At 35.9% G+C, this 23,008-nt stretch carries 24 protein-coding genes, 1 pseudogene and 1 riboswitch; of the genes and pseudogenes, 7 read left to right on the top strand and 18 right to left on the bottom strand.

All coding sequences use genetic code 11. The annotated features are described in order from the left end of the window. Window positions 1-108 precede the first annotated feature (108 nt). The 7 genes from ACJ004_RS05140 to ACJ004_RS05110 form a co-directional block, all read right to left on the bottom strand. Complete coding sequence (locus ACJ004_RS05140; protein WP_410891535.1) at window positions 109-273, bottom strand: hypothetical protein; 165 nt, start codon at window positions 271-273, stop codon at window positions 109-111. A gap of 49 nt (window positions 274-322) precedes the next feature. Further along, the gene (locus tag ACJ004_RS05135; RefSeq protein WP_410891534.1) at window positions 323-1,594 is read right to left on the bottom strand and encodes an MFS transporter; all 1,272 of its coding nucleotides are present in this window, start codon (window positions 1,592-1,594) and stop codon (window positions 323-325) included. Window positions 1,595-1,723: 129 nt separating this feature from the next. Beyond that, window positions 1,724-2,215, bottom strand: coding sequence for a hypothetical protein (locus ACJ004_RS05130; RefSeq protein ID WP_410891533.1), 492 nt, complete (start codon window positions 2,213-2,215; stop codon window positions 1,724-1,726). A 171-nt stretch (window positions 2,216-2,386) separates the two neighbouring features. Then, the gene (locus ACJ004_RS05125) at window positions 2,387-2,956 is read right to left on the bottom strand and encodes a dihydrofolate reductase family protein (protein WP_410891532.1); all 570 of its coding nucleotides are present in this window, start codon (window positions 2,954-2,956) and stop codon (window positions 2,387-2,389) included. 61 nt (window positions 2,957-3,017) lie between these two features. Then, window positions 3,018-3,725 carry a GntR family transcriptional regulator gene (locus tag ACJ004_RS05120; protein WP_410891531.1) on the bottom strand — a complete coding sequence of 236 codons (708 nt, stop codon included), beginning with the start codon at window positions 3,723-3,725 and terminating at the stop codon, window positions 3,018-3,020. 85 nt (window positions 3,726-3,810) lie between these two features. Next, window positions 3,811-5,220 (bottom strand): GH1 family beta-glucosidase, encoded by a 1,410-nt coding sequence (locus ACJ004_RS05115; RefSeq protein WP_410891530.1) that lies wholly within the window; start codon window positions 5,218-5,220, stop codon window positions 3,811-3,813. 290 nt (window positions 5,221-5,510) lie between these two features. Next, window positions 5,511-6,320: a class I SAM-dependent methyltransferase gene (locus ACJ004_RS05110; RefSeq protein WP_410891529.1), complete on the bottom strand. Its 810-nt coding sequence runs from the start codon at window positions 6,318-6,320 to the stop codon at window positions 5,511-5,513. A 339-nt stretch (window positions 6,321-6,659) separates the two neighbouring features. On the opposite strand from ACJ004_RS05110, the gene ACJ004_RS05105 reads away from it, so the two are divergent. The 4 genes from ACJ004_RS05105 to ACJ004_RS05090 all read left to right on the top strand — a co-directional run bounded on the left by ACJ004_RS05105 (window position 6,660) and on the right by ACJ004_RS05090 (window position 10,913). After that, complete coding sequence (locus ACJ004_RS05105; RefSeq protein WP_410891528.1) at window positions 6,660-7,943, top strand: ATP-binding protein; 1,284 nt, start codon at window positions 6,660-6,662, stop codon at window positions 7,941-7,943. Window positions 7,944-8,105: 162 nt separating this feature from the next. Further along, complete coding sequence (locus tag ACJ004_RS05100) at window positions 8,106-8,723, top strand: DUF47 domain-containing protein (protein ID WP_410891527.1); 618 nt, start codon at window positions 8,106-8,108, stop codon at window positions 8,721-8,723. A 52-nt stretch (window positions 8,724-8,775) separates the two neighbouring features. Continuing rightward, window positions 8,776-9,762: an inorganic phosphate transporter gene (locus tag ACJ004_RS05095; RefSeq protein ID WP_410891525.1), complete on the top strand. Its 987-nt coding sequence runs from the start codon at window positions 8,776-8,778 to the stop codon at window positions 9,760-9,762. Window positions 9,763-9,941: 179 nt separating this feature from the next. Next, window positions 9,942-10,913, top strand: a complete 972-nt coding sequence (locus ACJ004_RS05090; RefSeq protein ID WP_410891523.1) for an NAD(P)-dependent alcohol dehydrogenase — start codon at window positions 9,942-9,944, stop codon at window positions 10,911-10,913. 465 nt (window positions 10,914-11,378) lie between these two features. Here the strand turns inward: ACJ004_RS05090 and ACJ004_RS05085 are convergent, their stop codons facing one another. Next, window positions 11,379-12,257 carry a 5'-methylthioadenosine/S-adenosylhomocysteine nucleosidase gene (locus ACJ004_RS05085; protein WP_410891522.1) on the bottom strand — a complete coding sequence of 293 codons (879 nt, stop codon included), beginning with the start codon at window positions 12,255-12,257 and terminating at the stop codon, window positions 11,379-11,381. A 151-nt stretch (window positions 12,258-12,408) separates the two neighbouring features. Continuing rightward, window positions 12,409-12,512, bottom strand: a riboswitch (purine riboswitch). 385 nt (window positions 12,513-12,897) lie between these two features. After that, a complete protein-coding gene (locus ACJ004_RS05080; RefSeq protein WP_410891521.1) occupies window positions 12,898-13,365 on the bottom strand; it encodes an SRPBCC family protein in 468 nt (155 codons plus the stop codon). A 148-nt stretch (window positions 13,366-13,513) separates the two neighbouring features. Here ACJ004_RS05080 and ACJ004_RS05075 point away from each other — a divergent pair, with 148 nt between their 5' ends. Further along, window positions 13,514-13,903, top strand: coding sequence for a DEAD/DEAH box helicase family protein (locus ACJ004_RS05075; protein ID WP_410891520.1), 390 nt, complete (start codon window positions 13,514-13,516; stop codon window positions 13,901-13,903). Between the two features lie 102 nt (window positions 13,904-14,005). Here ACJ004_RS05075 and ACJ004_RS05070 read toward each other — a convergent pair whose 3' ends face one another. The 5 genes from ACJ004_RS05070 to ACJ004_RS05050 all read right to left on the bottom strand — a co-directional run bounded on the left by ACJ004_RS05070 (window position 14,006) and on the right by ACJ004_RS05050 (window position 17,756). Continuing rightward, entirely contained in the window at window positions 14,006-14,488 is a 483-nt protein-coding gene (locus ACJ004_RS05070) for a DinB family protein (protein ID WP_410891518.1), read from the bottom strand. A 53-nt stretch (window positions 14,489-14,541) separates the two neighbouring features. After that, window positions 14,542-15,363: a GNAT family N-acetyltransferase gene (locus ACJ004_RS05065; RefSeq protein ID WP_410891517.1), complete on the bottom strand. Its 822-nt coding sequence runs from the start codon at window positions 15,361-15,363 to the stop codon at window positions 14,542-14,544. 155 nt (window positions 15,364-15,518) lie between these two features. Continuing rightward, window positions 15,519-15,980 carry a Gmad2 immunoglobulin-like domain-containing protein gene (locus ACJ004_RS05060; protein ID WP_410891516.1) on the bottom strand — a complete coding sequence of 154 codons (462 nt, stop codon included), beginning with the start codon at window positions 15,978-15,980 and terminating at the stop codon, window positions 15,519-15,521. Between the two features lie 187 nt (window positions 15,981-16,167). Further along, window positions 16,168-16,386, bottom strand: coding sequence for a DUF1540 domain-containing protein (locus ACJ004_RS05055; RefSeq protein ID WP_410891514.1), 219 nt, complete (start codon window positions 16,384-16,386; stop codon window positions 16,168-16,170). 209 nt (window positions 16,387-16,595) lie between these two features. Next, a complete protein-coding gene (locus tag ACJ004_RS05050; RefSeq protein ID WP_410891512.1) occupies window positions 16,596-17,756 on the bottom strand; it encodes a DUF4317 domain-containing protein in 1,161 nt (386 codons plus the stop codon). A 221-nt stretch (window positions 17,757-17,977) separates the two neighbouring features. Between ACJ004_RS05050 and ACJ004_RS05045 the strand changes: the two genes are divergently transcribed. Then, window positions 17,978-18,961 carry a DUF3231 family protein gene (locus tag ACJ004_RS05045; protein WP_410891510.1) on the top strand — a complete coding sequence of 328 codons (984 nt, stop codon included), beginning with the start codon at window positions 17,978-17,980 and terminating at the stop codon, window positions 18,959-18,961. Window positions 18,962-19,254: 293 nt separating this feature from the next. On the opposite strand, the gene ACJ004_RS05040 is transcribed toward ACJ004_RS05045, so the two are convergent. Together ACJ004_RS05040 and ACJ004_RS05035 are read right to left on the bottom strand one after the other, a co-directional pair. Continuing rightward, window positions 19,255-20,070 (bottom strand): lipid II flippase Amj family protein, encoded by an 816-nt coding sequence (locus ACJ004_RS05040; RefSeq protein WP_410891509.1) that lies wholly within the window; start codon window positions 20,068-20,070, stop codon window positions 19,255-19,257. 58 nt (window positions 20,071-20,128) lie between these two features. Continuing rightward, window positions 20,129-20,842, bottom strand: a pseudogene (locus ACJ004_RS05035) (phospholipase D-like domain-containing protein); the annotation flags it as partial. Between the two features lie 91 nt (window positions 20,843-20,933). Between ACJ004_RS05035 and ACJ004_RS05030 the strand changes: the two are divergent. Further along, window positions 20,934-21,605 carry a hypothetical protein gene (locus ACJ004_RS05030; protein ID WP_410891507.1) on the top strand — a complete coding sequence of 224 codons (672 nt, stop codon included), beginning with the start codon at window positions 20,934-20,936 and terminating at the stop codon, window positions 21,603-21,605. Between the two features lie 129 nt (window positions 21,606-21,734). Here ACJ004_RS05030 and ACJ004_RS05025 read toward each other — a convergent pair whose 3' ends face one another. Both ACJ004_RS05025 and ACJ004_RS05020 read right to left on the bottom strand, forming a co-directional pair. Next, the gene (locus ACJ004_RS05025) at window positions 21,735-22,085 is read right to left on the bottom strand and encodes a GIY-YIG nuclease family protein (protein WP_410891505.1); all 351 of its coding nucleotides are present in this window, start codon (window positions 22,083-22,085) and stop codon (window positions 21,735-21,737) included. 20 nt (window positions 22,086-22,105) lie between these two features. Then, window positions 22,106-22,861, bottom strand: a complete 756-nt coding sequence (locus tag ACJ004_RS05020; RefSeq protein WP_410891503.1) for a DUF2087 domain-containing protein — start codon at window positions 22,859-22,861, stop codon at window positions 22,106-22,108. Between the last annotated feature and the right edge of the window lie 147 nt (window positions 22,862-23,008).

Below are 23,008 nucleotides of genomic sequence, written 5' to 3'. Positions count from 1 at the left end.
CCAAATTTACACCTTGTATTGCATCTGTTTTGCAATTATAAATAAAATGGCTCAGTTCACTATTCTGAGCCATTTCTTCAAGTCTATGAACATTTTTATACAAGACAATCAAGTTTGAAACTCTTCTTTTAAAATAGAGTACATCTTTAGATCTTGATGTTTGTCTTTTATGTATATCCCTTTTCTTAATATCCCCTCAAAAGTCATTTTTCTAAGAATAAGACGTTCAGTTTCTAAAATTGGTAAATCACCATATATTTTTTCAATCTCCATAAAATTCCCTCCGATTTTTTTTATTAATGAAGACTACTTCTTTAAAAATCTAGGCTTTATAAGATTGACTCACTTCTACTTTTAATGGTTGTTTTTTTATCACGATGACAAATAAACTAGCTAATAAACAAAACATTCCGGCAAGAACAAATACCCATGTGTAAGAGGTGAAGATATTATAAATAATCCCGGCTCCACCGGCAGCCACAGCTGAACCTAATTGGTGGGCTGCAAAGATCCAGCCGTAAACAACGACACTTTTTTCAATTCCAAAAATTTGCCGTGAAATGTTAATAGTTGGAGGTACGGTTGCAATCCAATCTAGTCCATAAAAAACAGAAAAAATAATTAGTAGAGTAATAGAACCTTCAGATAGTGCAAAGGGAAGTAAGACAAGTGAGGCCCCTCTTAGAGCATAATACCAAAACAGCAGCCAACGATTATCGAACCGATCGGATAACCAACCAGAAAGCGTGGTTCCTATTAAATCAAATATCCCCATAAAAGAAAGCATCGAAGCCGCAGTAACCGCAGTAAATCCGAAACCAATACAGTACGAAATAAAATGAGTGCCGATTAAACCACTAGTAGAAAGTCCGCATATAAAAAAGCTTCCTGCTAGCAACCAAAATTCTTTCACTTTTACCGCTTCCGTTAATGTACGAAAGGCGATTATTATGGGATTATTCTTTTGGACTACTTCATTCTCTAGTACTTCTTCTTTACGTCCGTATGGGAGAATCCCTACGTCTTTTGGAGAGTTTTTCATAAATAGTAGAATGATGACCAACATAATCAAGCTAAGGATTAGGATAAAACCAATCGCCCATTTCCACGAATACGCTTCGATAATCATAGCTAACAACGGTAGGAGGATTAACTGTCCCGTAGCTGTACTAGCTGTCAAAATACCAACGGCAAGTCCTCTTCTTTTTTCAAACCAATGATTTGCAACATAGGGGCTTAATATCGTTAAGAACAGACCCGATCCTAAGCCGATAATCACACCCCAAATTAACATTAATTGCCAAGGTTCCTCCATTAATAGGGTGAGTAATACACCGACCAACAGCGTTGACATGGCCAACATCATCATTTTCTTTAATCCAATTTCCTCTAACAGCGCCGCCATAAAAGGACCTGAAATCCCGTATATGAGAAGGTTAATCGCAAACGCCAAGGAGATTAATGACCGATCCCATCCGAACGCGTTTTCTAATGGGACAATTAACACTCCGGATGAGGATCGAACAATGCCTGCCACAATAATAGAAAAGAAAGTTATCAATAATATAAACCAACTATAATGAATACGTCTCAAATGTTTACCCTCCAGTTGTAGTGAATATTCAGAATATAAGTCAATAGTCATCCACTTGTCAACTCTGTATTAGTATGTGGAAAAGCGGCATCAAATGCCGCTTTTCCATTCTGGGGCTTCATCATGATTTTATTGAAGAGGTGGTTTATTTTTACTTTTTAAAATTTCATTTACTGTTGTTTTCATGGAATAAATCACGGTTTTCTTATAACGTGCTGCGATAAGTAGCACTCTTATTTGTTCGGAACGGGATAGTTCTTTAAAACGAGGTTCTTGTTTTAAAAAGGAGCGAACGATTGACCAGCTGGCCGGCATTAAAGGAAAATCATCAAGGGGTTGTTTGTTTCGTAAACGATGAAGCCACGATCTCATTCCAGAGGAACTACTATTTTTATCAACAATACAAGGTGCATAAATATTTTTCGTGTGCTTTTTAAGGGATTCAAATCGATCTTGACCGCTAACAATAATGTAGTTACCATCCTTCCGATTTTTTTTGACAACCAAAACAAACATGCAGTCCCACATTACTCTCTGAAGTTTCTTAATGTGCTCTGTAATTTTCATCGATAAATCAGGCTTGATTTTGTTTAAAGGAATGTACTGGATCGTAAATTTCATACTAAGCCCCTCCTGTTTTTTCATTTACCTTTCCTTAATTGCATGCAGCAGGTGCGTTATGTTGGTGAAATTCGGTATGAAGTACGATTAATTCCCTTTTAAAATATGTATGATTTGGGCGCATGTCACATACGAAGTATGTTAAAAACATTTCGGGCCCACGCAAAATTATTAATTTCCATTCAAATGATAGATTAGTTGCACAACGCCGGAGGAGAACGTTCTTGTATTAACCATTTTTAAATTCAACCTCTGTTTTATATCAATAAACAACGGTTTTCCTTCTCCTAAAATAACAGGATGAACAGATAATCTAAATTCATCAACAAGCCCTAAATTGATAAAAGATGTAATGAGACTTGCCCCGCCATATAGCCATATGTCTTTACCAGACTTATTCTTTAATTTATTTACTTCTTCAAGAATATTATCATTTATGAATATTGCTTTATGATCAGTCCCTTTTTGCGTTCTGGAAAACACATATTTTTCTTTACTATAAACTAATTCCCACATTTCTTTTTCAGTATCAGTTTCTTCATTTTCTGGAGTAAATTGTCCCCATAAATCGTAGCTTTTTCTTCCATATAAAATAGTATCAATTTGATTTAAGAAATTAATAAAATCCATCTCAGAGTCCATAATGCACCAATCAACTTCCCCATTTTTCCCTTCAATAAAACCGTCTAAAGTAACTGCTAAATCTAAAATTATTTTTCTTTGTCTTACGTTATTGGACATTATACTTCCTCCCTTTAATTATCCTCAAAACGGAACCCTATAATGGGGGTCTTAACCGTTTTTATTTAAAATTAATTCGATTTAAGATTTTTGCTTTTTGATAGTGAAATAATGATTTCGATACTTCAAAGATGGTTCCATTCGTTAAGCATACTGTATTTTCAATGATTAATGCTGGATCTAATGGATGAATATGAAGCAATTCTGCACTTGCTTCATCAATTTTCTCACAGTTGATTACTTTGTCAGCAAAGCCAATATTTAATTTCAGGTCATCGATAAGAAAACTATAAATAGAACTCGATGCAATGTCTTCATTTAAATAAGGCACAATATCTTTATTAAAGTAACTTATTTCAATCGAGAAGGGTTCATGATCAACCACTCGCAGCCGCTTAATATAATAAAGTTTTGTACCGACTTCACAACGCATTTGTTTAGCGATTATTTCATCGGCTGTTTGGACTTGTAATGACAGGATTTTTGTCTCAATTACTTTTGAATTCAAATCTTTTGTTAACCCTCTAAGACTGCCTAAATTGATATAATCAGTAACAGACTTATCACGTAAAAACATTCCACTGCCTTGGACTTGGTAGATAAGCCCGAGGTTAACTAGCTGTGTAACTGCTTTCCGAATTGTATTTCGGCTCACTTCAAATTTTTTTATTAGTTCATCCTCTGTCGGTAATTTTTTCGTTTGATCAAATTTCCCATCCCGAATTTCCTGTTCTAAACAATCAGCTATTTCTTTGTATTTTACGGCCATATTATCTCCCTATTATCGCTCAAAACTCTTAACTGCCTCTATTATACACAAAACCTCTTGGTTAAAACCAAGAGGTTCTTTTTATTTATAGCTCCTCGCCTCTCGTCTCAATAATATGCTTATACCAGTGAAACGACAGCTTCTTCTTTCGGTTTAAGTTATCCTGATGATCCACGTAAATAAATCCGTATTGCTTTTTAAACCCGTTTAACCAGCTTAATAAATCAATCACAGACCACGCATAATACCCTTTTAGATTAATACCTTCTTTAATAGCACGCTTAACCACTTTTAAATGTTCCTCTATATATTTAATACGAGGAACATCGACGATTTCTCCATCAATAATCGGATCTTCATCGCCAAGGCCATTTTCTGTTACATACATTTTTATATCACCGTAACGCTCTTTTAACATATGCAGTCCGTCTAAAAATCCTTGCGGCGAGATTTCCCAGCCCCATTTTGTATAGGTTTTATCTTCCATCTTAACTGTCCGATAAAAATTATCAAAGGACGGGTTTCCTGGCGCTAGCGTAGATGTTTCTCGTGAGTGCTCCATCGATAAAGCAGCTTCATGATTTTTTTCCACTCGAATCGGCTGGTAATAATTAAGTCCAATAAAATCATTTTTTCTCGCATTTCTTTTTAACGTATCCAGTTCTTCTTGAGTCCAGTTTGGCGTCCAGCCTTTCTCCTGTAATTGCTCAACCACATAAGACGGATATTCCCCTTTTAAAATCGGATCATAATACCAAAAAGTTTCATATTCATTGGCATGTCTTGCTGCTAATATATTCTCAGGTTGATCATCTACACTGTAGGCTGGTAAAAACACATGGGTGATCCCAATCTCGCCGTAATGATTCAATTCTTTATAGACCTCGATGGCCTTTGCGTGGGCATAAAATACGTAATGGGTCGCTTGAAAGTATTTTTTTTCATCATTTTGGATACCGGGCGGATGAGCTCCTTTTAAATAGCCTAATCCCGTAAACATAACTGTTTCATTGAACGTAATCCAATGTTTGACGCGGTCACCAAATGCCCGAAAACAAACGTCTGCATACTTCACGAAGGCTTCTGCTGTACGTTTATTCGTCCATCCTCCATCTTCTTCAAGCGTCAGAGGCAAATCCCAATGATAAAGCGTAACAAAGGGAACAATCCCGTACTTTAAACAATCATTAATGACATTATTATAAAATTCCAAACCCTTTTCATTGACTTCCCCATCTCCTGTAGGCAGAATTCGTGCCCATGAAATGGAAAAACGGTAAGATTCAAGTCCCATTTCGGCCATCAATTTAATATCTTCTTTGTAGCGATGATAGTGATCTATCGCGACATCTCCGTTTGTCCCTTCATACGTTTTTCCCGGAATCTTTGAAAAGACATCCCAATTTGTTAACCCTTTACCATCTTCATTCCATGCCCCTTCTATCTGATAAGAAGCAGATGCTGCTCCAAATAAAAAATCATGTGGAAACCTCATGATAAAACCTCCGTTTTTATACCATTCAATTAAATTTATTACTATTTATAAAATTTATAGGTACAAATTATAAATTGATTATATACCTTCGTTTAATATTTGACTACCTTAATCTCGTAAAACAAGTAAAGTTTAGTATCTACAGTAATGGAATATTTATATTTAAGTTCCATTAATTTGCAAAGAAAAAAGAGCTGCATTCAGCTCTTATCATTCTTATTGAGGTTATCCCTACTTTTTTAAAAGTTATATTTCACTTTGTCATATAAATTCTTACCACGGTAATAAACTTATTTCTTCCTTCCGATATATAACAAATGCGATGATATTCCGAGAATATAGGGGTCTGCTGCTCTTTCCTTGAAGAAAGCTATAATCTTTTCTACTTCTTGTTCACCTTTGTCTTTCCAAAAATTCCAATGATCATGGTTTAAGATTGCGCCTATATTCGAACCTATTAATTCTAAGGTCTCAAATCCGTGTACTTCCATAAAAGGATTGATGTCTTCAATATTAAAATAATACGCACCTGTAAAACGCCTCTCATCTGCGTGATTAAAGCAACCCGAGTGAGAAAATTGAATAATGGTATCGATATTATCGTGGGGCCTCCAATTTTCAGGGTATAAGAGCGATGTAAGAATGTGCCTTATTCTAGGCATAAAAGCAACAAAAACCAGCCCATTTCTTTTTGTTACTCGATGTAATTCTTTGACGGCTTGAATTCGCTCATTTTCCTCCTGTAAATGATACATAGGACCAAGCATTAAAGAAGAATCAAACTGTTCATCTTTAAACATATCAAGTTTTCTAGCATCAGCTGTATAAAAACCTTCAAATTGTTCTCTTAAATGAATTTCTTTTGCCTTATTTTCAGCTATTTCTACTAATCTAGGCGTTAAATCTGTTAGAGTTACCTTATAACCTTCTTTGGCGAGTTCCATTGAATATTTTCCAGGTCCAGCCCCGTTATCAAGGATATATCCCGTTTCAGGCAGATATTTTTTTATGTAGTGCCAATTTACTTGGAATTCAATCGGTTCTCGATCAAGTCTTCCCCACTCATCAAACTCACTGTAATAGTTTATGATGTTATTCATATATTTCCACCTATTTTCCCCATTTTTATATGTAAAATTCTATAAAAAACAATAATATCCTGCTTAAACATATTCTTCATCAAGACTGTTTTTTACGAGTACCTCTTTGGTCGTTTTATGTTAAGCTAGTGAATTAATAGAAAAGTATTTGCATTATTCTTTAAGTTTCATATAATTAAGAATACGTTTATATTTTATAAGGGGAGATAACAAAGGTATGGTTTTTTATGATTCAATAACCTTAATGAAGAAAGAGACCCACAACGGTCATCTCAAACAACTGTCTTTATTCCTATCTGAAGATTATAAATTTGATAGGTTAAATTCAAGTGATGCATCATGACTGAGTTTCCACATGTCTTTGATCAAGTTTTAATGGTTCTCTTTCCTATCTTGGTTTACCAATTGTTCTTTAATGAGAGCGATGATAAACGAAGGAAACCGTATTCTAAATTGTCCCTATTGCTTCTAATCATGTTACTCCTGACGATGTCGTTTCCTATCGAATTAGAAAAGGGATATTACTATGATTTCAGAGTTATACCTGCCATCATTTCTTTTGTTTATGCAGGAATGATTCCAGGTTTCATGACAGTAACTTTGCTGTTTATTTACAGGTTTTATCTTGGCGGGGATGGCATATACATCAATTTATTAAATATTTCGCTTGTCACGTGTCTCATGATTTTTTTCACAATGAAGTATGAATCCTTTATGGCGGATAATAAGATTTTAGTTGTCAGCATTATCTATTCTGCATCAATGTTATTCAAAACCTTTTTTATGTTTAAGTACCATCATACTGAACAAATACCTTTTATGATTTTATTTTATATAGTTTCCTGGATTAGTTTACTGATGGTGGTATTTATCATTGATTACGTGGATCAGCATCTAAAGATCCAAAAGGAACTGCAAAGGGCTGAAAAATTGAATGTTATTAGTCAACTGGCAGCATCCGTTGCACATGAGGTAAGGAACCCGATGACAACCGTCAAAGGCTTTTTGCAGTTGATGGGCAGTGACAGTCACGTACATAGTAGCCATAAGGACTACATCGACATATCTCTTAGAGAATTGAACCATGCCCAATCGATCATTAATGATTATTTATCATTAGCAAAACCCAATACAGAGGGTTTCAGTTCCATTAACGTCTCAAACGAAGTAACCAATGCCATTAGTCTTATCACGTCATACTCTAATATTAATAATATCCGAATTGAAACTTCCATCCAGGATTCGTTATATATGAATGGAAATAGGGACGAACTGAAGCAGATTTTGGTAAATATCATCAAGAACGGAATTGAAGCAATCGGACACAAGGGGTTACTGACTGTTAATGCCTATTTAAATAATCTTGGGGAAATCATCATAGAAGTAATTGACACAGGGTCGGGCATGACAAAAGAGCAGATTAACAAGGTTGGTACACCTTTTTACTCGACAAAGGACAAAGGGACGGGTGTAGGGCTGACCATCTCCTATCAGTTAGTCCATGCGATGAAAGGAAAAGTGGAACTCGAAAGTGAACCAGGAAAAGGAACCAAGTTCTCGATTATCTTTCAAGCATGCATAGGTGATGAAGGGAAACACTTTTTAGCCAACACAAAACCATAAGTTGAAAATATCCTGCGGAATATACCCAGGATATTTTTTTATTGTCATTAGGCAATATACTCCCTCCCCTTCATGAATCGGATATGGCTAATTGGAAATATTAAGTTTGTATTATTAACAAAATTGATATTTTAATTCTTTTGAAAAAGTGGAGGTTATCGCATGGCTACTAGAAAAAAAGACAAATTTGCCGTTTATTTAGGGAATATTGCTACTAATTTGAAAGAAAGTGCTAATTATTTTGCAGACTATAAACTAAAAAACGTTAGCGATCTGAAAATTTTTTCAGAAAAGATGAAGGAATATGAAAACAAGGGTGATGATTTGGTCCATGAGGTGATTAAAGATTTACATAATGCCTTCATCACCTATATTGAACGTGAGGATATTTTAACATTGACGATGAGCATGGATGATGTTTTAGATGGCTTAGAACATACTGCTGCTTTATTTGAAATGTATTCGATTATCAATGCGGATGATTACATGCTTAGGTTTGTTGAGGCGATCCGAAGCTGTACTGCTGAAATTGAAACAGCGGTGGAAATGCTGGCAACAAAGAAATTACTAAACATGCGGGAACATGCCATCAAAATTAAAGATTTGGAATCAAAATGTGATGGAGTTTTGCGTGAATCGATTAAAAATCTGTTTATTAATGAAAAAGATCCGATCCGTATTATTCAATATAAAGAAATCTATGAAGAACTGGAAAACATTGCTGATTTCTGTCAAACCGTGGCCAATACATTAGAAACCATTATTATGAAGAACGCTTAATGACATTGAATTAAGACTTAGATTATTAGTCCATAAACTTTTGGAGGTTCTAATGACAATTATCATTATAATCCTTATCCTTGCTTTAATCTTCGAATTCATCAATGGTTTTCATGATACCGCTAATGCGATTGCCATGTCCGTTTCTACAAAAGCTTTATCTCCACGTTTTGCCGTTTTCTATGCTGGCGCTTTAAACTTTGTCGGGGCTTTAACTTCACAAGCCGTTGCGAAATCGATTGGCGGAAAAATTGCGGATCCTTTTCAAATTGATAATGGATTGTTAATCGTCATTGCTGCTCTGATTGCGGCAATCTTTTGGAACCTGTTAACTTGGTATTATGGGATTCCTTCTTCTTCATCCCATACCTTAATCGGATCTGTAGCTGGGGCGGTTATTTTTGGATCGGGTTTAGATTCTATTAACTGGGAAGGATTCACCGATATTATTAAAGCTCTAATCATTTCTCCTTTTTTAGCGTTTGGTGTTGGATTCGTTCTAATGAAACTTTTAGCGATTATCTTCAAAAACGTAAATCCTTACCGTGCAACTCGTGGTTTCCGTGGATTCCAAATTGTAGCTTCCGGGTTAGCTGCCTTTTCTCATGGAGGAAATGATGGTCAAAAGACAATGGGAATCATTGTTTTTGCCTTGGTTGCAGGTGGTTTTCAATCTACATTAGATGTTCCATTATGGGTCCAAGTGATTTGTGCAGGAACAATTGGTCTAGGAACCATGATTGGTGGAATGCGGATTATCAAAACCGTTGCGAAAAAAATATTCAAGGTAAAACCAATCAATGGTTTTGCAGCCGATTTAACATCCTTTGCCGTTTTACAAGGGGCAACCATGTTTGGACTACCCGTTTCAACTACCCATGTATCTTCATCGGCTATATTAGGTGTTGGTTCTTCGAAGCGGTTTCGGGGGGTTAATTGGGGTGTCGCGATAAGAATTGTGACAACTTGGGTGATTACACTGCCATTATCAGCATTGATAGCAGGTATAGTTATGATAATCTTGAAAATTTTTGTATAAGAATGTTACTTACATTTGTAAAAATATAATGAGAAGTAAAAAACATTAAATTTGTTTTTTACTTCTCTTTTTTTTGTGGAAAAAAGTTAAATTCAGTCTTGAATACCATTTAGCTGGAATATCTTTTAACTTGAGCGTCAATAAGCGATGAACTCATAAAGGTCATGAGGAGGTTCGAAATGAAAGCAATCGTTTCTAACAAATATGGTCCGCCGGATGCGCTTGAATTAACTGAAGTGGAAAAACCGATCCCTAAGGACAATCAGGTACTGGTAAAAATTCATGCAGCATCCATTAATTTTGGCAACTTGGTGCTTTTAAAAGGAGAACCGTTCTTAGCCCGTTTTGCTTTCGGGCTCTTTAAACCAAAATACCGGATACCCGGAGGTGACATTGCAGGTCAGGTAGAAGCCGTTGGCAAAAATGTACAGCAGTTTAAACCTGGTGAAGATGTGTTCGGGGATCTTTCGGGTTTTGGTTGGGGCGGTTTTGCCGAATATGTATCAGTTCCCGAAAGTGCCTTAGCATTAAAACCAGCCAATCTGTCCTATGAAGAAGCCGCTGCAGCACCCATGGCGGGAGTGACAGCCTTACAAGGCCTACGAGATAAAGGCAAGATTCAATCAGGGCAAAAGGTCCTGATTAATGGTGCCTCTGGCGGTGTCGGGACTTTCGCCGTCCAGATTGCTAAATCCTTGGGGGCCGAAGTAACCGGTGTGTGTAGTCCAAGAAATTTAGACATTTTACAATCAATTGGAGCAGATCATGCGATAGACTATACCAAAGATGATTTTACCCAGGAAGCGGAGAAGTATGATCTGATCCTTGGTGTTAACGGACATAAACCTATTTCTGCTTATAAGCGTACATTAAATCCCAATGGAATATTTGTTCACGTCGGAGGTTCCAGCGCTCAAATGTTCCAAGCGATGACCCTCGGACCATGGATATCCATGACTGGAAGTAAGAAAATGGGAACCTTTTTACAAAGACCCAACCAAAAAGATTTGTTATTTTTGAAAGAACTTCTTGATAACGGGAAAGTAAAACCTGTGATTGATCGATGCTATAAGTTGAGTGAAGTGCATGAAGCCTTCCGATATTTCGAAGAAGGACACTCGCAAGGAAAAGTGGTGATCACTGTTTCTTGATAGAATCATAACGTCCCGATCAACAGTAATTAGTAACACAATGAATATGATTAAAATCCACTTTATATTAATCTATTCATCAGCCCTTTGATGATCATATTTGAATTATTTTCACCAAAGACACCCTTTTTCAGCAAAAAAACTACAGTTAAATGCAGTGATTGACCGTTGCCTCATTAGAATGTCATTATTAGCCACGTTGAATCTCCAAATAAGTCAAAATAAGGTGTAAAATCACACCTTTTTAGTTACTCAATCTAATATATCAGCGAATTTCGTAAGTTTATCAGCGAATCTACAATTTTATCAGCGAAACTGCAATTTTATCAGCGAATCCAACCATTTTATCAGCGAATAAAAAAACCAACTATTTTAAGAAAAGGTTCATAAAAAAAAGAGCTGTTTAAAACAGCTCTCAGGTACCTTTACTAAAGACTCCGAAAATATCAGTACTTCTTTTCCGAATTATTTGCTCTGTAAAGTTGAAATATATTGTTTAACAACTTCATAAACATAGTCTTGATTTGCAGCTGCAGTATTCGGATTGTATTGCCCGCCATTTGTTTTATTATTAGATAGGATTCGAATGCCTAAGAATGCTACATCATAAGCATTGGCAATTTGTGCTGCGGCGGCGCCTTCCATTTCTTCTACTGATGTACCGTAATTTGTATGGAACCATTTGATGCGATCAACTTCATTATTCCAAACGTCTGCTGAACCAATCGTACCTTTAACTACCTTACCTTTGGTGTATTTATCTTTTACAGCATTAGCAGCTGCAAGTAGCTCAGCATCACCCTCGTAATAACGGATTTTTTCAGCATTCGGATCTGATCCACTGCCTTCAGAAGCCATTAAGTCCATTGGTTTCCAATTAGATGGATCCATCCCTTGGTTTTCTGCGATATTTCCTGTTTTTAATGAACCGATATTTGTCGTTCTCTTCCCTAAAACAATATCAAATACATTCAAGCTTGGGTCATGCCCGCCCGATGTTCCTTGGTTAATAATTGCGATAGGGTTATATTTTTCAATCGCAACTGCGGTAGCAGCCGCTGTGTTTTCCATTCCTTTACCTGTCTTAACGACAATGACAGGATAATTATTTAGCTTTCCTTTGTAAAAGACAAAAGTTCCAGACTTTTCCACTTTAACCTTTTCTAATTTTAGAGCAAAATTTTCAGCTTCAATTGGCATTGGACCTTCAATGAGAATTGGTCGCTCGGCACCTTCTACTTCTGTTTCATGAAGTAAATTTGGCTTAACTCCTACAAATACAGTTATTAACAGTACTGCAATCGCTGCTAATAACGTGCATTTTTTTAGCATGTTGTTTTTCATAGATAAGCGCCCCTTTTTTCTTGTGGTTTGATACACTCGAAAATAAAAAAGTCTAGAAATGTAGAATGATTTCTACCCCTCTAGACATACGAAAGTTAAAGTATTGGTTATTAAGCAGAAATTTTCTTTATGCTTAATGATTGATTGGCAGAAGCCAAACACTTTAACTCGTAGTCTAGTTCTTTCATTGGGAACCAGGTAGAGACACTCAGACCATATTTCCGAGCATATACGAGTAACGATATGTAAGTTTATTACTTTGTTAATATAACAAAGTATTAATAGATTTTCAATGAAAAGGTGAATAATTTTATAAAAAAATTAAATAATGTTCGTGTTTAGATGTTTATTGAGGAAAAAACCGGGGAAAACAACTAATTCTCTCGCTTATTTTACAAACATTCTTTGCACTTACTGTGAATTTTTATAAGAAAACCACCTTGTATTGTAGCTAGTTTCGGATGCCGCGAAATTGAAAAACTTGTGTTCATGAAGACCAAAATCCAATACAAAATGCAAAAATTGTCCTCATGGAGTGTTCATGAGGACAGAATTCCAAAACTTTATGCAACATTTGTCCTCATGAAGTGTTCATGAGGAGTGATGAGATTTTTCTTAGCTGATGTGAAGTTCTACCTATTTAGGAATGACCCTTCATACGCATGTCTAACTGTTCAAGAACAAAGGGCCACGCTTCCTCGTGTTGATTTTTCGATTCCTCATCTGGAAATCCTGTGTGGGTAAGACGGAGTTTCGTTCCGTTGCCATTAGGTTCAAGTTCAACCGTGACAACTGTTTCAGCTCCCCTTGTTCCCCCCTCACCAGTAACCCAAGTGATTTCGACTAAACGGTCTTTCTCTAACCTCAAAAAACGCCCATAATGAGGATGTCGTTGTGCCTCACTTTTAGTCTCTAATTTATAAACGGTCTCAAAGAAGAAAACCGTGTTGACTTCCCCCTGCATAATTACACTCCCTGGTGCGGCGAACCAGCGGTCTAATTGCTTAGTCCATGCTTGGTAAAGAACAGCGGTCGAGGAATCCATTGTACGCTCCACGGTCAGCTGAAACGGCCTTGTAGAAAGACCGGGCATGTTAATAGGTTCCATATTAATTCCTCCAATTTCAAATTTGAATTTATTAATTTTTTTCTGTCATCCCTAAATAATGGTATAATTTATTGGTTGCATTGAAGGTAACTTAGACTCACTTAAAATTTTTAGATGTCTGTTATTTTCGTATTGAAAGGAGTTTTTGATGCTTGATTTAAAACAAGAACTTTCCCATGTTTATTGGATTGGAGGCTCTCCATGCGCGGGAAAGACTACCATTGCTCGACGGCTTGTGAATGAATATGACTTTACATATTACAAATGTGATGACTGTTATGAAGACCATATGTCCAGTGTACCAACCCCTGAATTCCAAGTAAGGCACTACTCTAAACGGGAATGGATTCACGACATACTAAACCAATATGACAATCCTGAGTTAGCCTTTTCCAATTGGATGAATAGGGATATTGGATTTGCTCAAAAGATCAGTGGAAATGCGGAACAACTCGGTTTCATGACGATAAAGGTAGATGGTAGTAAAACTATCGATCAAAATTATAAATTTGTAAAAAATCAGTTCAAGCTAAAATAATAAATCCTTATTATGGAAGAGGCAAATAAACCCACTTCCATTTTTACCGAAAATACGTTTCCTCAGATAGAAGAAACGTCAGCCCTCGTCAATCAAATTTCTCTAGTTAATCCGCTGTGCAAGACCCCGTCCAATAAGGTTTGCAGATACAGGCTTTTTACCTGCTTCCCTTGCCCAGATGGATATCTGTCCTATATGGTGAATTTCGTGGGCAATGACATGTCTTATCACTTCGCCCCAAGTATCAGTAACAATGCTCCCATTTGGCAGTCTGTCGTAAAATAGTTTGTTTTCCATGCTGCTGTCCCAGTTGTATACAAATTTCTCTACATATGGTCGAAATTCTGCGTCCAATTTTCGAACCTGATCCAAGCTCTTATAGGCGTCAAAACTTTCCTTAAAATCTGATTTACCTTCTAAAACGCGTATCCAGCTCCACTCCACATCTATTATATGGAAGAGTGTATGCAATATACCCCCAACTCCACCAGTTCGGTTCCGTAGAAGTTCTTCTTCATTGACATCCTCACACCATCGATACCACTCTTCTCTGACCATCCAATTATAACGAAACAATGTTTGCAATGACACCCCTCCATATTTTAAGACAGTTAATTCATCTATCGGTTAAAAAATTACTATTGATAAAGATAGTAATCCTGTGAATGGTAACTTCTAAATCCACATGATTCATACAGTCTCAAGGCATGAGCATTCTTGGAATCTACCTCTAGAAAAATGGGCAGCCCTTTTTGATGTTCCATTAGCACCACTTTAGTTAACGCTTTTCTCCCAATCCCTTTACCCTGAAGATCAGGGAATACGGCAAACCCATAAATCCACGCTTCTCCCTTCGATTCGGAAACACGCATTTTCCCAGCAACTCTTCCATTGGATTCGATAATAAGATGATGATCACTGCTGTTTTCTCTAATCAGTTGATTAAACTCCCGTGCTCCATTTTCCTCAAATCCAAAACTCAATATTTCGAGTTGTATTTCCGCTTCCATATCTTCATTTGAAATAGACGGCCTTAGAGTAACAGTCGAATCCTCGATCAATTCAGTTTCCTGCCATTTCATTTGATATTCCGCCACCTCAAAGGTACATGGAATGTTCTTCAAAAACTGCTTCGCTGATTGGGATTCGGTTGGAGCATTTAACAAAATCCTAGAATATCGTTGATTGGCCTCTCCAAGTCCCATTTCAAGTAACTTAGAAAATATCCCTTTCCTCCGGTAATCCGGATGCACCATACCGCAAAGCTCTACTTTATTTCCAAACGCATAGCAGCCAAGAAAACCGACTAGCCTTCCTTCTTCATAATGGAAGAAGTCTTCCTTTTTATTTCCTACCCGATTTTCAAGCATTTCATAATTCAACTTCAGCTGAAAGCCTCCCTCTTGCTCGCAAATCTTCTGAAGTGTTTTTATTTCAAATAATTTTTCCTTTGTTAACATTGATTTCACCTCTGTTCATTGTCAACTATTCCTATTCTTGACAGCGCCTTATCATTCCTCCTTTTCTAAAAACAAATTTGGGTTTTCCATGAAAAAAAGCCACCAAATGGCAGCTACTACGTTTACTTATATAGATTGCAGAGACCCTATAATCTCTATTTCTTTGAAATCGGAATTTCTAATGTATTTATTTTTGAACCATCTTTTGCTGAGTAAACAAATAATTCCAATTTCATGGTATTTGTTGAATTTAGATCTTTTTCAAAAGTGATTTCAAAATCTCCCCAGGCAGGTGCCCCTGCTGTTTGGTAGTTACTTTCTTTCACGACTTTCTCTCCATCATATAGAGCATATTGAAACACTCCTTCAAAGACTTGAGCTTTCCCTGTTACAATGATGGAATCCGTGGTTTCCGTGACGACGACATTTTTAAACACTTCATTATGATATACTTTTTCCTCTGGTTCATTGATAACGGGCTCATCGGGATTAGAGGTATTTTCTTCGTTTGGTTCAGTTACAGGTGGTTTTTCTTTTACCACTTCTTGTTGCTGGTTACAAGCGGCTAAACCCATCGAAGCGATTAAGATAGCGAACAAATAAATCATTTTCCTCATCTTTTATCCCGCCTATTCCTGTTTTAATTTATTATATTGTATTTCGTTATCTAAAAACCGTGTGATGAAAAAGTAAATCCAAAAAAATTTGAATTTGTCTAAAAATAAATGATAAAAAATAGGACGGAACTTGATCTTCCCACCTAGGAAGCACAAGATCCGTCCCTTTACTTTTGTATAAGTTTAGCTAAGATCTGCTTCGTTTAGGTTTAAAGGTTTTACAACAGGTTTCGGCTGAGGTACTTGCCGTATCTATATGATTCTTTTCACCTAATTCGGAAGACATCTCTGTATCATATCTTGCATGGTTATCTATTTCCACCATAATTTTTTCGGCAGTACAAACATTTCCTTCTCCATAAAATGAACAGTTAGAGATTGCACAAGATACTTCAACTTTAGGCATGTAATACCTCCTTGATATTGACCTGTTGCCTTATTATTTTTTGTAAAAATAATTTTTTCATTCACTGTTTTATTACTTATTAGGGTTTAGGAAATAATAAAATAAAGGAATTTAACTTGTCTAAAACCCAGCCTAAAACAAAAAAATTGGTCTCTACGATTTGTAGAGAACCAACTAAAATTCAGATCAAGGAACCTGTCCCTCAACCACTAGAGCGTTTCCGATTCAAGTCGAAATCCTTCGACGATTACATCTTCATCGATTTCTAACAATAGGCACCGTTTTCCTTGATACATAATATATTTTATGTTCTTTAGGTCTTTTGGGTCGATGACTAAATTTGCCACATTGGTATTGATCTTTATCGTTTTAGGAACTAAATTGCTTGCTTTAAATTCATGGTTTTCGTCTGCTAGCACATCTTTAAAAGCATGCTCTACTTTGGCGGCATCCACGTTTTCGACTCCGCTCACCTCTAAGATGCGTCCGATGTCCCGATAATCTAGCATAGGTGCTTCACTTTCTTCGTTTTCTATATTCTCTTGTACCACTTTATCAATTTCCTCGTAGACATTGGAAATGACCGTGGAATCCACTTGATCTCCAATTACTTTTTTTAAAATCAGTTCAAAACCGCCTTTATCTTCCTCGGCAGTGATGATTTCTTCACAATTGAGAACCTGTTCAATAAAGGTAAAATCCGGTTGATTCACTTTCCCAGCACAATAAAGAATTCGGTTCACATCTGCAGAATTGTCATTAAAAGCAGGGAACAGAAAGCCTGACAATGGAGAGGCTAAATTAATAATTGGATCAAAGACTGTATTCGATTTAAATTCTTTCTCGATATAATCAAACAGCAAAGCCTTTTTCGGCTGATCCGTTTTATTGAGACTACAAAGAATAAACTGGTTGGTATAGACTTCGTTATCCCCGCCTTCTTCGGATTCAGAACTCCGCTTCCGAGTCGCTTTTCGATATTCTCCCCGGATAAATGTCACGACCGTATCAAATTCATAAACAGTATGAGCAAACATTTTCCCGACGATTTCGAACATATATTCAATCCAATCTTCGGTTGTGTCTGCCTGTAAACCGTCGAAGAGGATGGTCTGTGTGCTGTCTTCCATATCACGCCTGAATTTCAGCTCAAATAGTTTGGCATCTAGTTGACCTGTCAAAACCTTTTTGAAATTTACCAAAAACAATTCCTGTGCTTCCTGTTCTAACATTTGAAATGGTTGACAAACATGATGATAAATCTCACCTGATTCTTTTTTCACATAGACATTGTAGATCTCTCGGATGGACATGAGATCATTATTTAATTTAAATTGCTTCCGGATATTAGCGATGTCATTTTTATTCATCTATCTCAACTCCCATCCCTGATTATACTGTTCAGACAGGAAAATAGAAAGTCTCGACAACTCCTATTTGATGAATCTAATAACCAACCACTTTAACTAAAAATGTATAAAGAATTCATCTAATACTTTAGAATCTTGTAGCAGAAATGTTAAATATAGTTCTGTAATATGGGTACTTTAATTAATAAATTAAACTTTATCGTTTTTTGGGAGGGAAAGAATTGACAATCAAAGACTTAACTCCATCAGAAATATCTAATCTTTGGAACACATATTTAATTAATACGATGACTGTTTGGGTTACTCGTTATTTTCTTGCCAATAGTCAAGATGATGATATATCTAACATGCTTAAAAATGCAGAAATGTTTTCAGTTGAAGAAGTGGAAAAATCGAAAAAGTTTTTAGAAGAGGCTGGTTATCCTCTTCCAGATGGATTTGATGAGCAGGATGTGGATGTTAAAGGTCAACCTCTTTATTCTGATAACTTCATGCTTTTCACAAAGTTTGTACTGGCACAAGATGGATGTATATTTTATTCCATGTTTTTAACCACTTCTATTAATTCTGATATACGCCAATTTTATGAATATTGCTGGACGAACGCCAAAAACATTTATAACCAATGTTCTGACATCATGGTAAAAAAAGGGTTGCATCATCCGAAACTACACGTACCAAAACCAGAACGAGTTGACAAAGTAGATAATCAAAGCTTTTTAGCAGGGTGGTTTTCAGACAGACGACCGTTAAATGTACAAGAAATTAGCCAACTAGAATTTTGTTTCAAAGCAGCAGAAAATTACAAAGAATTTTTGAAAAGTTTTGCGCAGACATCACAATCTAAAGAGTTAAGCAGTCATTTTAAACGTGGATCGGAAATTTTACAAAAACATTTGGTGATTTTTCAGGATATCCTTTCTGAAAATGACTTACCGCATCTCCCAACATGGGAAAGTGAAATAACGGATTTGACTGTGGCACCATTTTCTGATCGATTAATGTTATTTAAAATATTAATATTTACAGATATTATTTCAGTTAGATATGGAATGGCATTATCAATAATGATGAGAAGAGATTTAGGACTTCATTTTATTCGTTTAAGAGCCGAGCTTCTGAAATATGGAGAAGATAGTCTAAATCTGATGATTAAAAATGAATATTTAGATCAACTGCCTATGGCAAAGGAAAAAGACCAATGAGCCTGAGCCACAATATATGTTGGTGTTTCTATTCAACAAGCGGGAGCTTTTGTTGAGTAACGAATTTAGTAAAGAACTCTTTTGGTCATAATATTTGTGTCTGATCGTCGGGTTTAAATCATAAGTAAATAACTATTTTTTGAAACAGCCGCATTTTTCCAACGAGGAATGCGGCTTAAATCTGTTGAAAGTAAACAACTTTGCATTTTACACCATTTATGAGTGGCTCAAAAATGAAAGAATTCTTGCCTAGCTCTTTTTCATTTTAACATTAGAAGAAAGAGGAATGCTCATTATATCCACTTGGCAAACCAAGCAACATAATAAGCAGCAGGAATGAATAATAGTTGAGCCACGATCGTACCCACTAATTTTGAACTAATCATTGTTAACGAATAACTCTTTAAATAAATATAATCACTCTGTTTTTTCATTACTCTATCTGCTAATACGGAAGCTTTAGGGTCAATAAACAATGTTAACAAAATAGTTGCGATACCGTTTATAATCCCTGAAGACATTAAGGCAGCCTGGGCATAATCCTTTGGAACGATCATGGATGCATATATTGAAGAAAGCACACCCACGGTAAATACAGCAGAAATAAAGACATTAACAACAAAAAGACGTTTGGGAATGGTCTTTAATGTAATCCCTTTTAGGTAGTTCAGTCTTGGTAGTCTAAAACACCTGATAACCTTTTTAACACCCTTAAGATTAAATTCATTCATAAATAGTGCGATAACGGAACCACGTTGATTAGATAGTTGAATGATAGCTCGTGAAAAAATATTGATAAACGATGGAAAAAGAAGAATTCCAAATAATACTCCAATCGATGTCACACCTATTAAGATTCTATATTGCTCCTCTATGTAGTGTAATTTGTTTAAATTAGGTGCGTCAGCAATAAGCTTCGCTGTTAAAGGTTGTTGAAACATCGTTGAAAATCTTGAAACTATCACAAGAGTACTAAACAAGGATAAGGCTGTTGCAATTAATTTCACTCTTGCTCCTGAGATTCTAGTTGAATAGGCTAAGGTCTCAATCATTGTAATAATCAATAAAAATAAAGATATGATCATTACTTTACCTGTAATAAGTTCCATAATATCCCCTTACTAATTTTATTATAGATGTATTATAACCTATGTTTCATAAAAGTTTTTACAAATAATACTCAATCATTTTTGCAAACTTTTCTTTCAGTTTTTCTTTTATAGATAATTGATTGACGTCAGAGGATGTTACTAGCTTTGAATTTTGGATGTCTTCATTGATGACTGGCTTTATTTTAGAAATAAAGACAGGGTCATGGATATAGCAGTTCATTTCTTCATTTAAATGAAACGAGCGCGAATCAAAATTTACGGTCCCTACCATCAATACGTTTTTATCAATCAAGAATACTTTACCGTGTATCACTCCCCTTTTATAACCGTATACTTCTATTCCCTGGTTTAATGCTTTTCGAATATATGGAAACGCTGCCTCTTTAACTAACAGTGCATCCGAATGAGGTGAGAACAGAATTTTAACACGAACTCCTCTTTTTCTTGCATCCACTAATGAGTTCCAAATAGTTCTGTCATTTAGTATAAAATAAGGTGTTACTATAATGATGGACTCTTTTGCTTGATGAAACAGCATTGCATAATCTTGCCCAAGTTTTTCTCCGCTATAATATGCAGTAAATCGATGCGAGGTTGCACCCTTTTCCTTTGTTGCACTGTGTATAGGAATCTGTTGCTCTGTGTTTTTCTTCCAGTCTAACACAAATTGATGTTCTAGATCTTGAACTCCTTCTCCTCGTATTTGAAGGTGGTAATCTCTCCAGTGACCGAGTTTTACTTTTTCTCCTAAATACTTCTTGCCGATGTTTAAAATAATCCGTGCTTCTTTAAAAATGACAACAAAGTAGCTCGAAACCCAAAGGGTTAACCTTCGTCTATATTATTAAGGGGGTGGGAATATGAGGGAATCATTTAGTCTGTTTATTTTATTGGTGATCATTCTATCAGGCTGTCAGACATTAGGACACAATGCAATCATTGATTGGGTGGATTTTATTAAGTGGGACGGTAAGGAGTATGATGGAATCTATTCAGGTGTGATTGCTGACGAAAAGTACATTGGCAAAAAACTTGGTGAGGTAAAGTTTAAAGTAGCAGACAATGTTTCGGATCCGGAATATAAAACAAAAGATGGCGATGCCGCCTTCCATGAAAAAGGAACTGAGATTTTTACGATTAAGGGGCTTCCAAATCTCATCGCCGTAAAATCTAACCGAAACATTAATGGATATGCCCTTTACTTTTCGAGAGATGTGGAAAAGGACAAATGGCAATTTCAAGATATGCCGACAGAAAAAGTCAATCGAATTGAAATTTATCAAGGATATACTCCAGACAATACGAAAGGAATCAAAGAATTAAATAGTCCCGAGCAAGTTAGCCAGTTTCTTCAAATATTAAAAACAAGTAAGGATTCTCCTAACTTTCAACCGAATATGGAGAAAGGTGATCCTGAAAATTATCAGATGATTCTCTATACTGGAGAACCAGTGGCTTACAAGTTTGACCTGCAGTTTGATGGACATACCTACTTTTGGTTTCCTTCAGAACCGTCCATTTTATCGAATTAGATTCAAGCATTTATACCAAACAAATGAGATAGCCCAAAAAGAGCTTGGTTGATCCAAGCTCTTTTAATAGTATTTTTCTTTTAAGATTAATTGCTCTGAGGAAAATAACTGCAAAAATGCCTTGTTAACTTATTTTTTTGTATGATACCCATTCTCTCCATATGGTTGGATCTGATCGAACCATTTTTCTTCTAGTTTACGCAGCTCTTCTTTTTCGTTGAAGTACCCTGTTTCCTTTTTTTTAAGGACTTCTAATACTTCAATTTCAAAGGCATCCTTGCCAAATTCTATCCATTCTTTTTGAAGCTGTTTATTTTTATGTCCGTCCATATCAAGCATGAATTTGACACCATTTAACGTTTTCAAATTCTTTGTGCTTGCTATAAAACTTTTTTGATTTTTGGTATTTTTAATTTGATAAATTCCCGCTTCTACCGGTGTTTCTTTATATAATTGCTTTAATTCTTTTTTTCGATCCATTTGATTCCCTACTTTCTAGATTACTTTTTTAACCAATATTCGCTGCCATCTGGCTTTCGATCTAAAAATCCGTATTCAATTAAATACCTTCTGATCAGTGCATAATCATCATAGAAGAACTGCAATAATTGGTTCAATTCCTTTTCAGCATACGTTTTTTCACTTTTTACATGTTTGACAATTTCGCGTAGGACCGCTAGCTTTTGCTTTTCTTTTAAAGGAAATTTTTTTAATCGCCCCGATAACTCACCAGGAAAATACTTCTTCACAATTTCCGCGTGTTCTTCTTCGGTAATATTGTAACGCTCATCCAACATTCTCGCCGTTTTAGGAACCGAAACAAAGGCTGGGGCATGTTGATCTTTTTCTTTTAATAATTCCATCATCGTCAAAAATATCCTAGCCTGGCGCTCTTTCTCTTTTAAGGCAAAGCGGTGATGCCTGATCGTTGAGGCACTGCCAATGCCCATCTCCTGTTGCACTTCAGAATCGTTTTTGCCTTGAAAAAATAAACGCAGAAGTTGATTCTGGTGATCCGTTAGTCCGGTAAATTTCTTATCTAGGTCGATGAGAGATTCAAATACCGAGTGGTGTGTATCTTCAATATGGACCCGTATAAACCTTTCTGCCTCATAAAGAATATCCTCATGTGGGTAAATAATTCCCTTCTCTAACTTCTTACCACATAGAAGGCATATATAGGAATCTAGATCTTCTATATACCCCCTCTTCAATTCTTCGATTGAGGCATTCCAGAATATTTCCGATAGTTCCATTGGGAAAACCTCTCTTCCATCACTATTTTATAAACATTTATTTGTTTTGTTTACTAATATATAAACATTTTAAAGTAAAGTTTAATAAAATACAATAAATTTAGAAACGTGAGTAACTGATTTCAAAAGGATGGCTTTCAGGTTTTT

This window comes from Neobacillus sp. 204 (genome assembly GCF_046562815.1).
GTDB lineage: Bacteria > Bacillota > Bacilli > Bacillales > Cytobacillaceae > Neobacillus.
Note: the sequence above shows the minus strand (reverse complement) of the source record. Positions and strands in the feature narration are given on the sequence as shown.

Bases quoted from the DNA above. Each gene is read 5' to 3' on its own strand.
- ACJ004_RS05140 (WP_410891535.1), bottom strand. From the start codon at position 273: ATGGAGATTGAAAAAATATATGGTGATTTACCAATTTTAGAAACTGAA.
- ACJ004_RS05130 (WP_410891533.1), bottom strand. From the start codon at position 2,215: ATGAAATTTACGATCCAGTACATTCCTTTAAACAAAATCAAGCCTGAT.
- ACJ004_RS05125 (WP_410891532.1), bottom strand. From the start codon at position 2,956: ATGTCCAATAACGTAAGACAAAGAAAAATAATTTTAGATTTAGCAGTT.
- ACJ004_RS05120 (WP_410891531.1), bottom strand. From the start codon at position 3,725: ATGGCCGTAAAATACAAAGAAATAGCTGATTGTTTAGAACAGGAAATT.
- ACJ004_RS05115 (WP_410891530.1), bottom strand. From the start codon at position 5,220: ATGAGGTTTCCACATGATTTTTTATTTGGAGCAGCATCTGCTTCTTAT.
- ACJ004_RS05110 (WP_410891529.1), bottom strand. From the start codon at position 6,320: ATGAATAACATCATAAACTATTACAGTGAGTTTGATGAGTGGGGAAGA.
- ACJ004_RS05105 (WP_410891528.1), top strand. From the start codon at position 6,660: ATGACTGAGTTTCCACATGTCTTTGATCAAGTTTTAATGGTTCTCTTT.
- ACJ004_RS05100 (WP_410891527.1), top strand. From the start codon at position 8,106: ATGGCTACTAGAAAAAAAGACAAATTTGCCGTTTATTTAGGGAATATT.
- ACJ004_RS05095 (WP_410891525.1), top strand. From the start codon at position 8,776: ATGACAATTATCATTATAATCCTTATCCTTGCTTTAATCTTCGAATTC.
- ACJ004_RS05090 (WP_410891523.1), top strand. From the start codon at position 9,942: ATGAAAGCAATCGTTTCTAACAAATATGGTCCGCCGGATGCGCTTGAA.
- ACJ004_RS05085 (WP_410891522.1), bottom strand. From the start codon at position 12,257: ATGAAAAACAACATGCTAAAAAAATGCACGTTATTAGCAGCGATTGCA.
- ACJ004_RS05080 (WP_410891521.1), bottom strand. From the start codon at position 13,365: ATGGAACCTATTAACATGCCCGGTCTTTCTACAAGGCCGTTTCAGCTG.
- ACJ004_RS05075 (WP_410891520.1), top strand. From the start codon at position 13,514: ATGCTTGATTTAAAACAAGAACTTTCCCATGTTTATTGGATTGGAGGC.
- ACJ004_RS05065 (WP_410891517.1), bottom strand. From the start codon at position 15,363: ATGTTAACAAAGGAAAAATTATTTGAAATAAAAACACTTCAGAAGATT.
- ACJ004_RS05060 (WP_410891516.1), bottom strand. From the start codon at position 15,980: ATGAGGAAAATGATTTATTTGTTCGCTATCTTAATCGCTTCGATGGGT.
- ACJ004_RS05055 (WP_410891514.1), bottom strand. From the start codon at position 16,386: ATGCCTAAAGTTGAAGTATCTTGTGCAATCTCTAACTGTTCATTTTAT.
- ACJ004_RS05050 (WP_410891512.1), bottom strand. From the start codon at position 17,756: ATGAATAAAAATGACATCGCTAATATCCGGAAGCAATTTAAATTAAAT.
- ACJ004_RS05040 (WP_410891509.1), bottom strand. From the start codon at position 20,070: ATGGAACTTATTACAGGTAAAGTAATGATCATATCTTTATTTTTATTG.
- ACJ004_RS05030 (WP_410891507.1), top strand. From the start codon at position 20,934: ATGAGGGAATCATTTAGTCTGTTTATTTTATTGGTGATCATTCTATCA.
- ACJ004_RS05025 (WP_410891505.1), bottom strand. From the start codon at position 22,085: ATGGATCGAAAAAAAGAATTAAAGCAATTATATAAAGAAACACCGGTA.
- ACJ004_RS05020 (WP_410891503.1), bottom strand. From the start codon at position 22,861: ATGGAACTATCGGAAATATTCTGGAATGCCTCAATCGAAGAATTGAAG.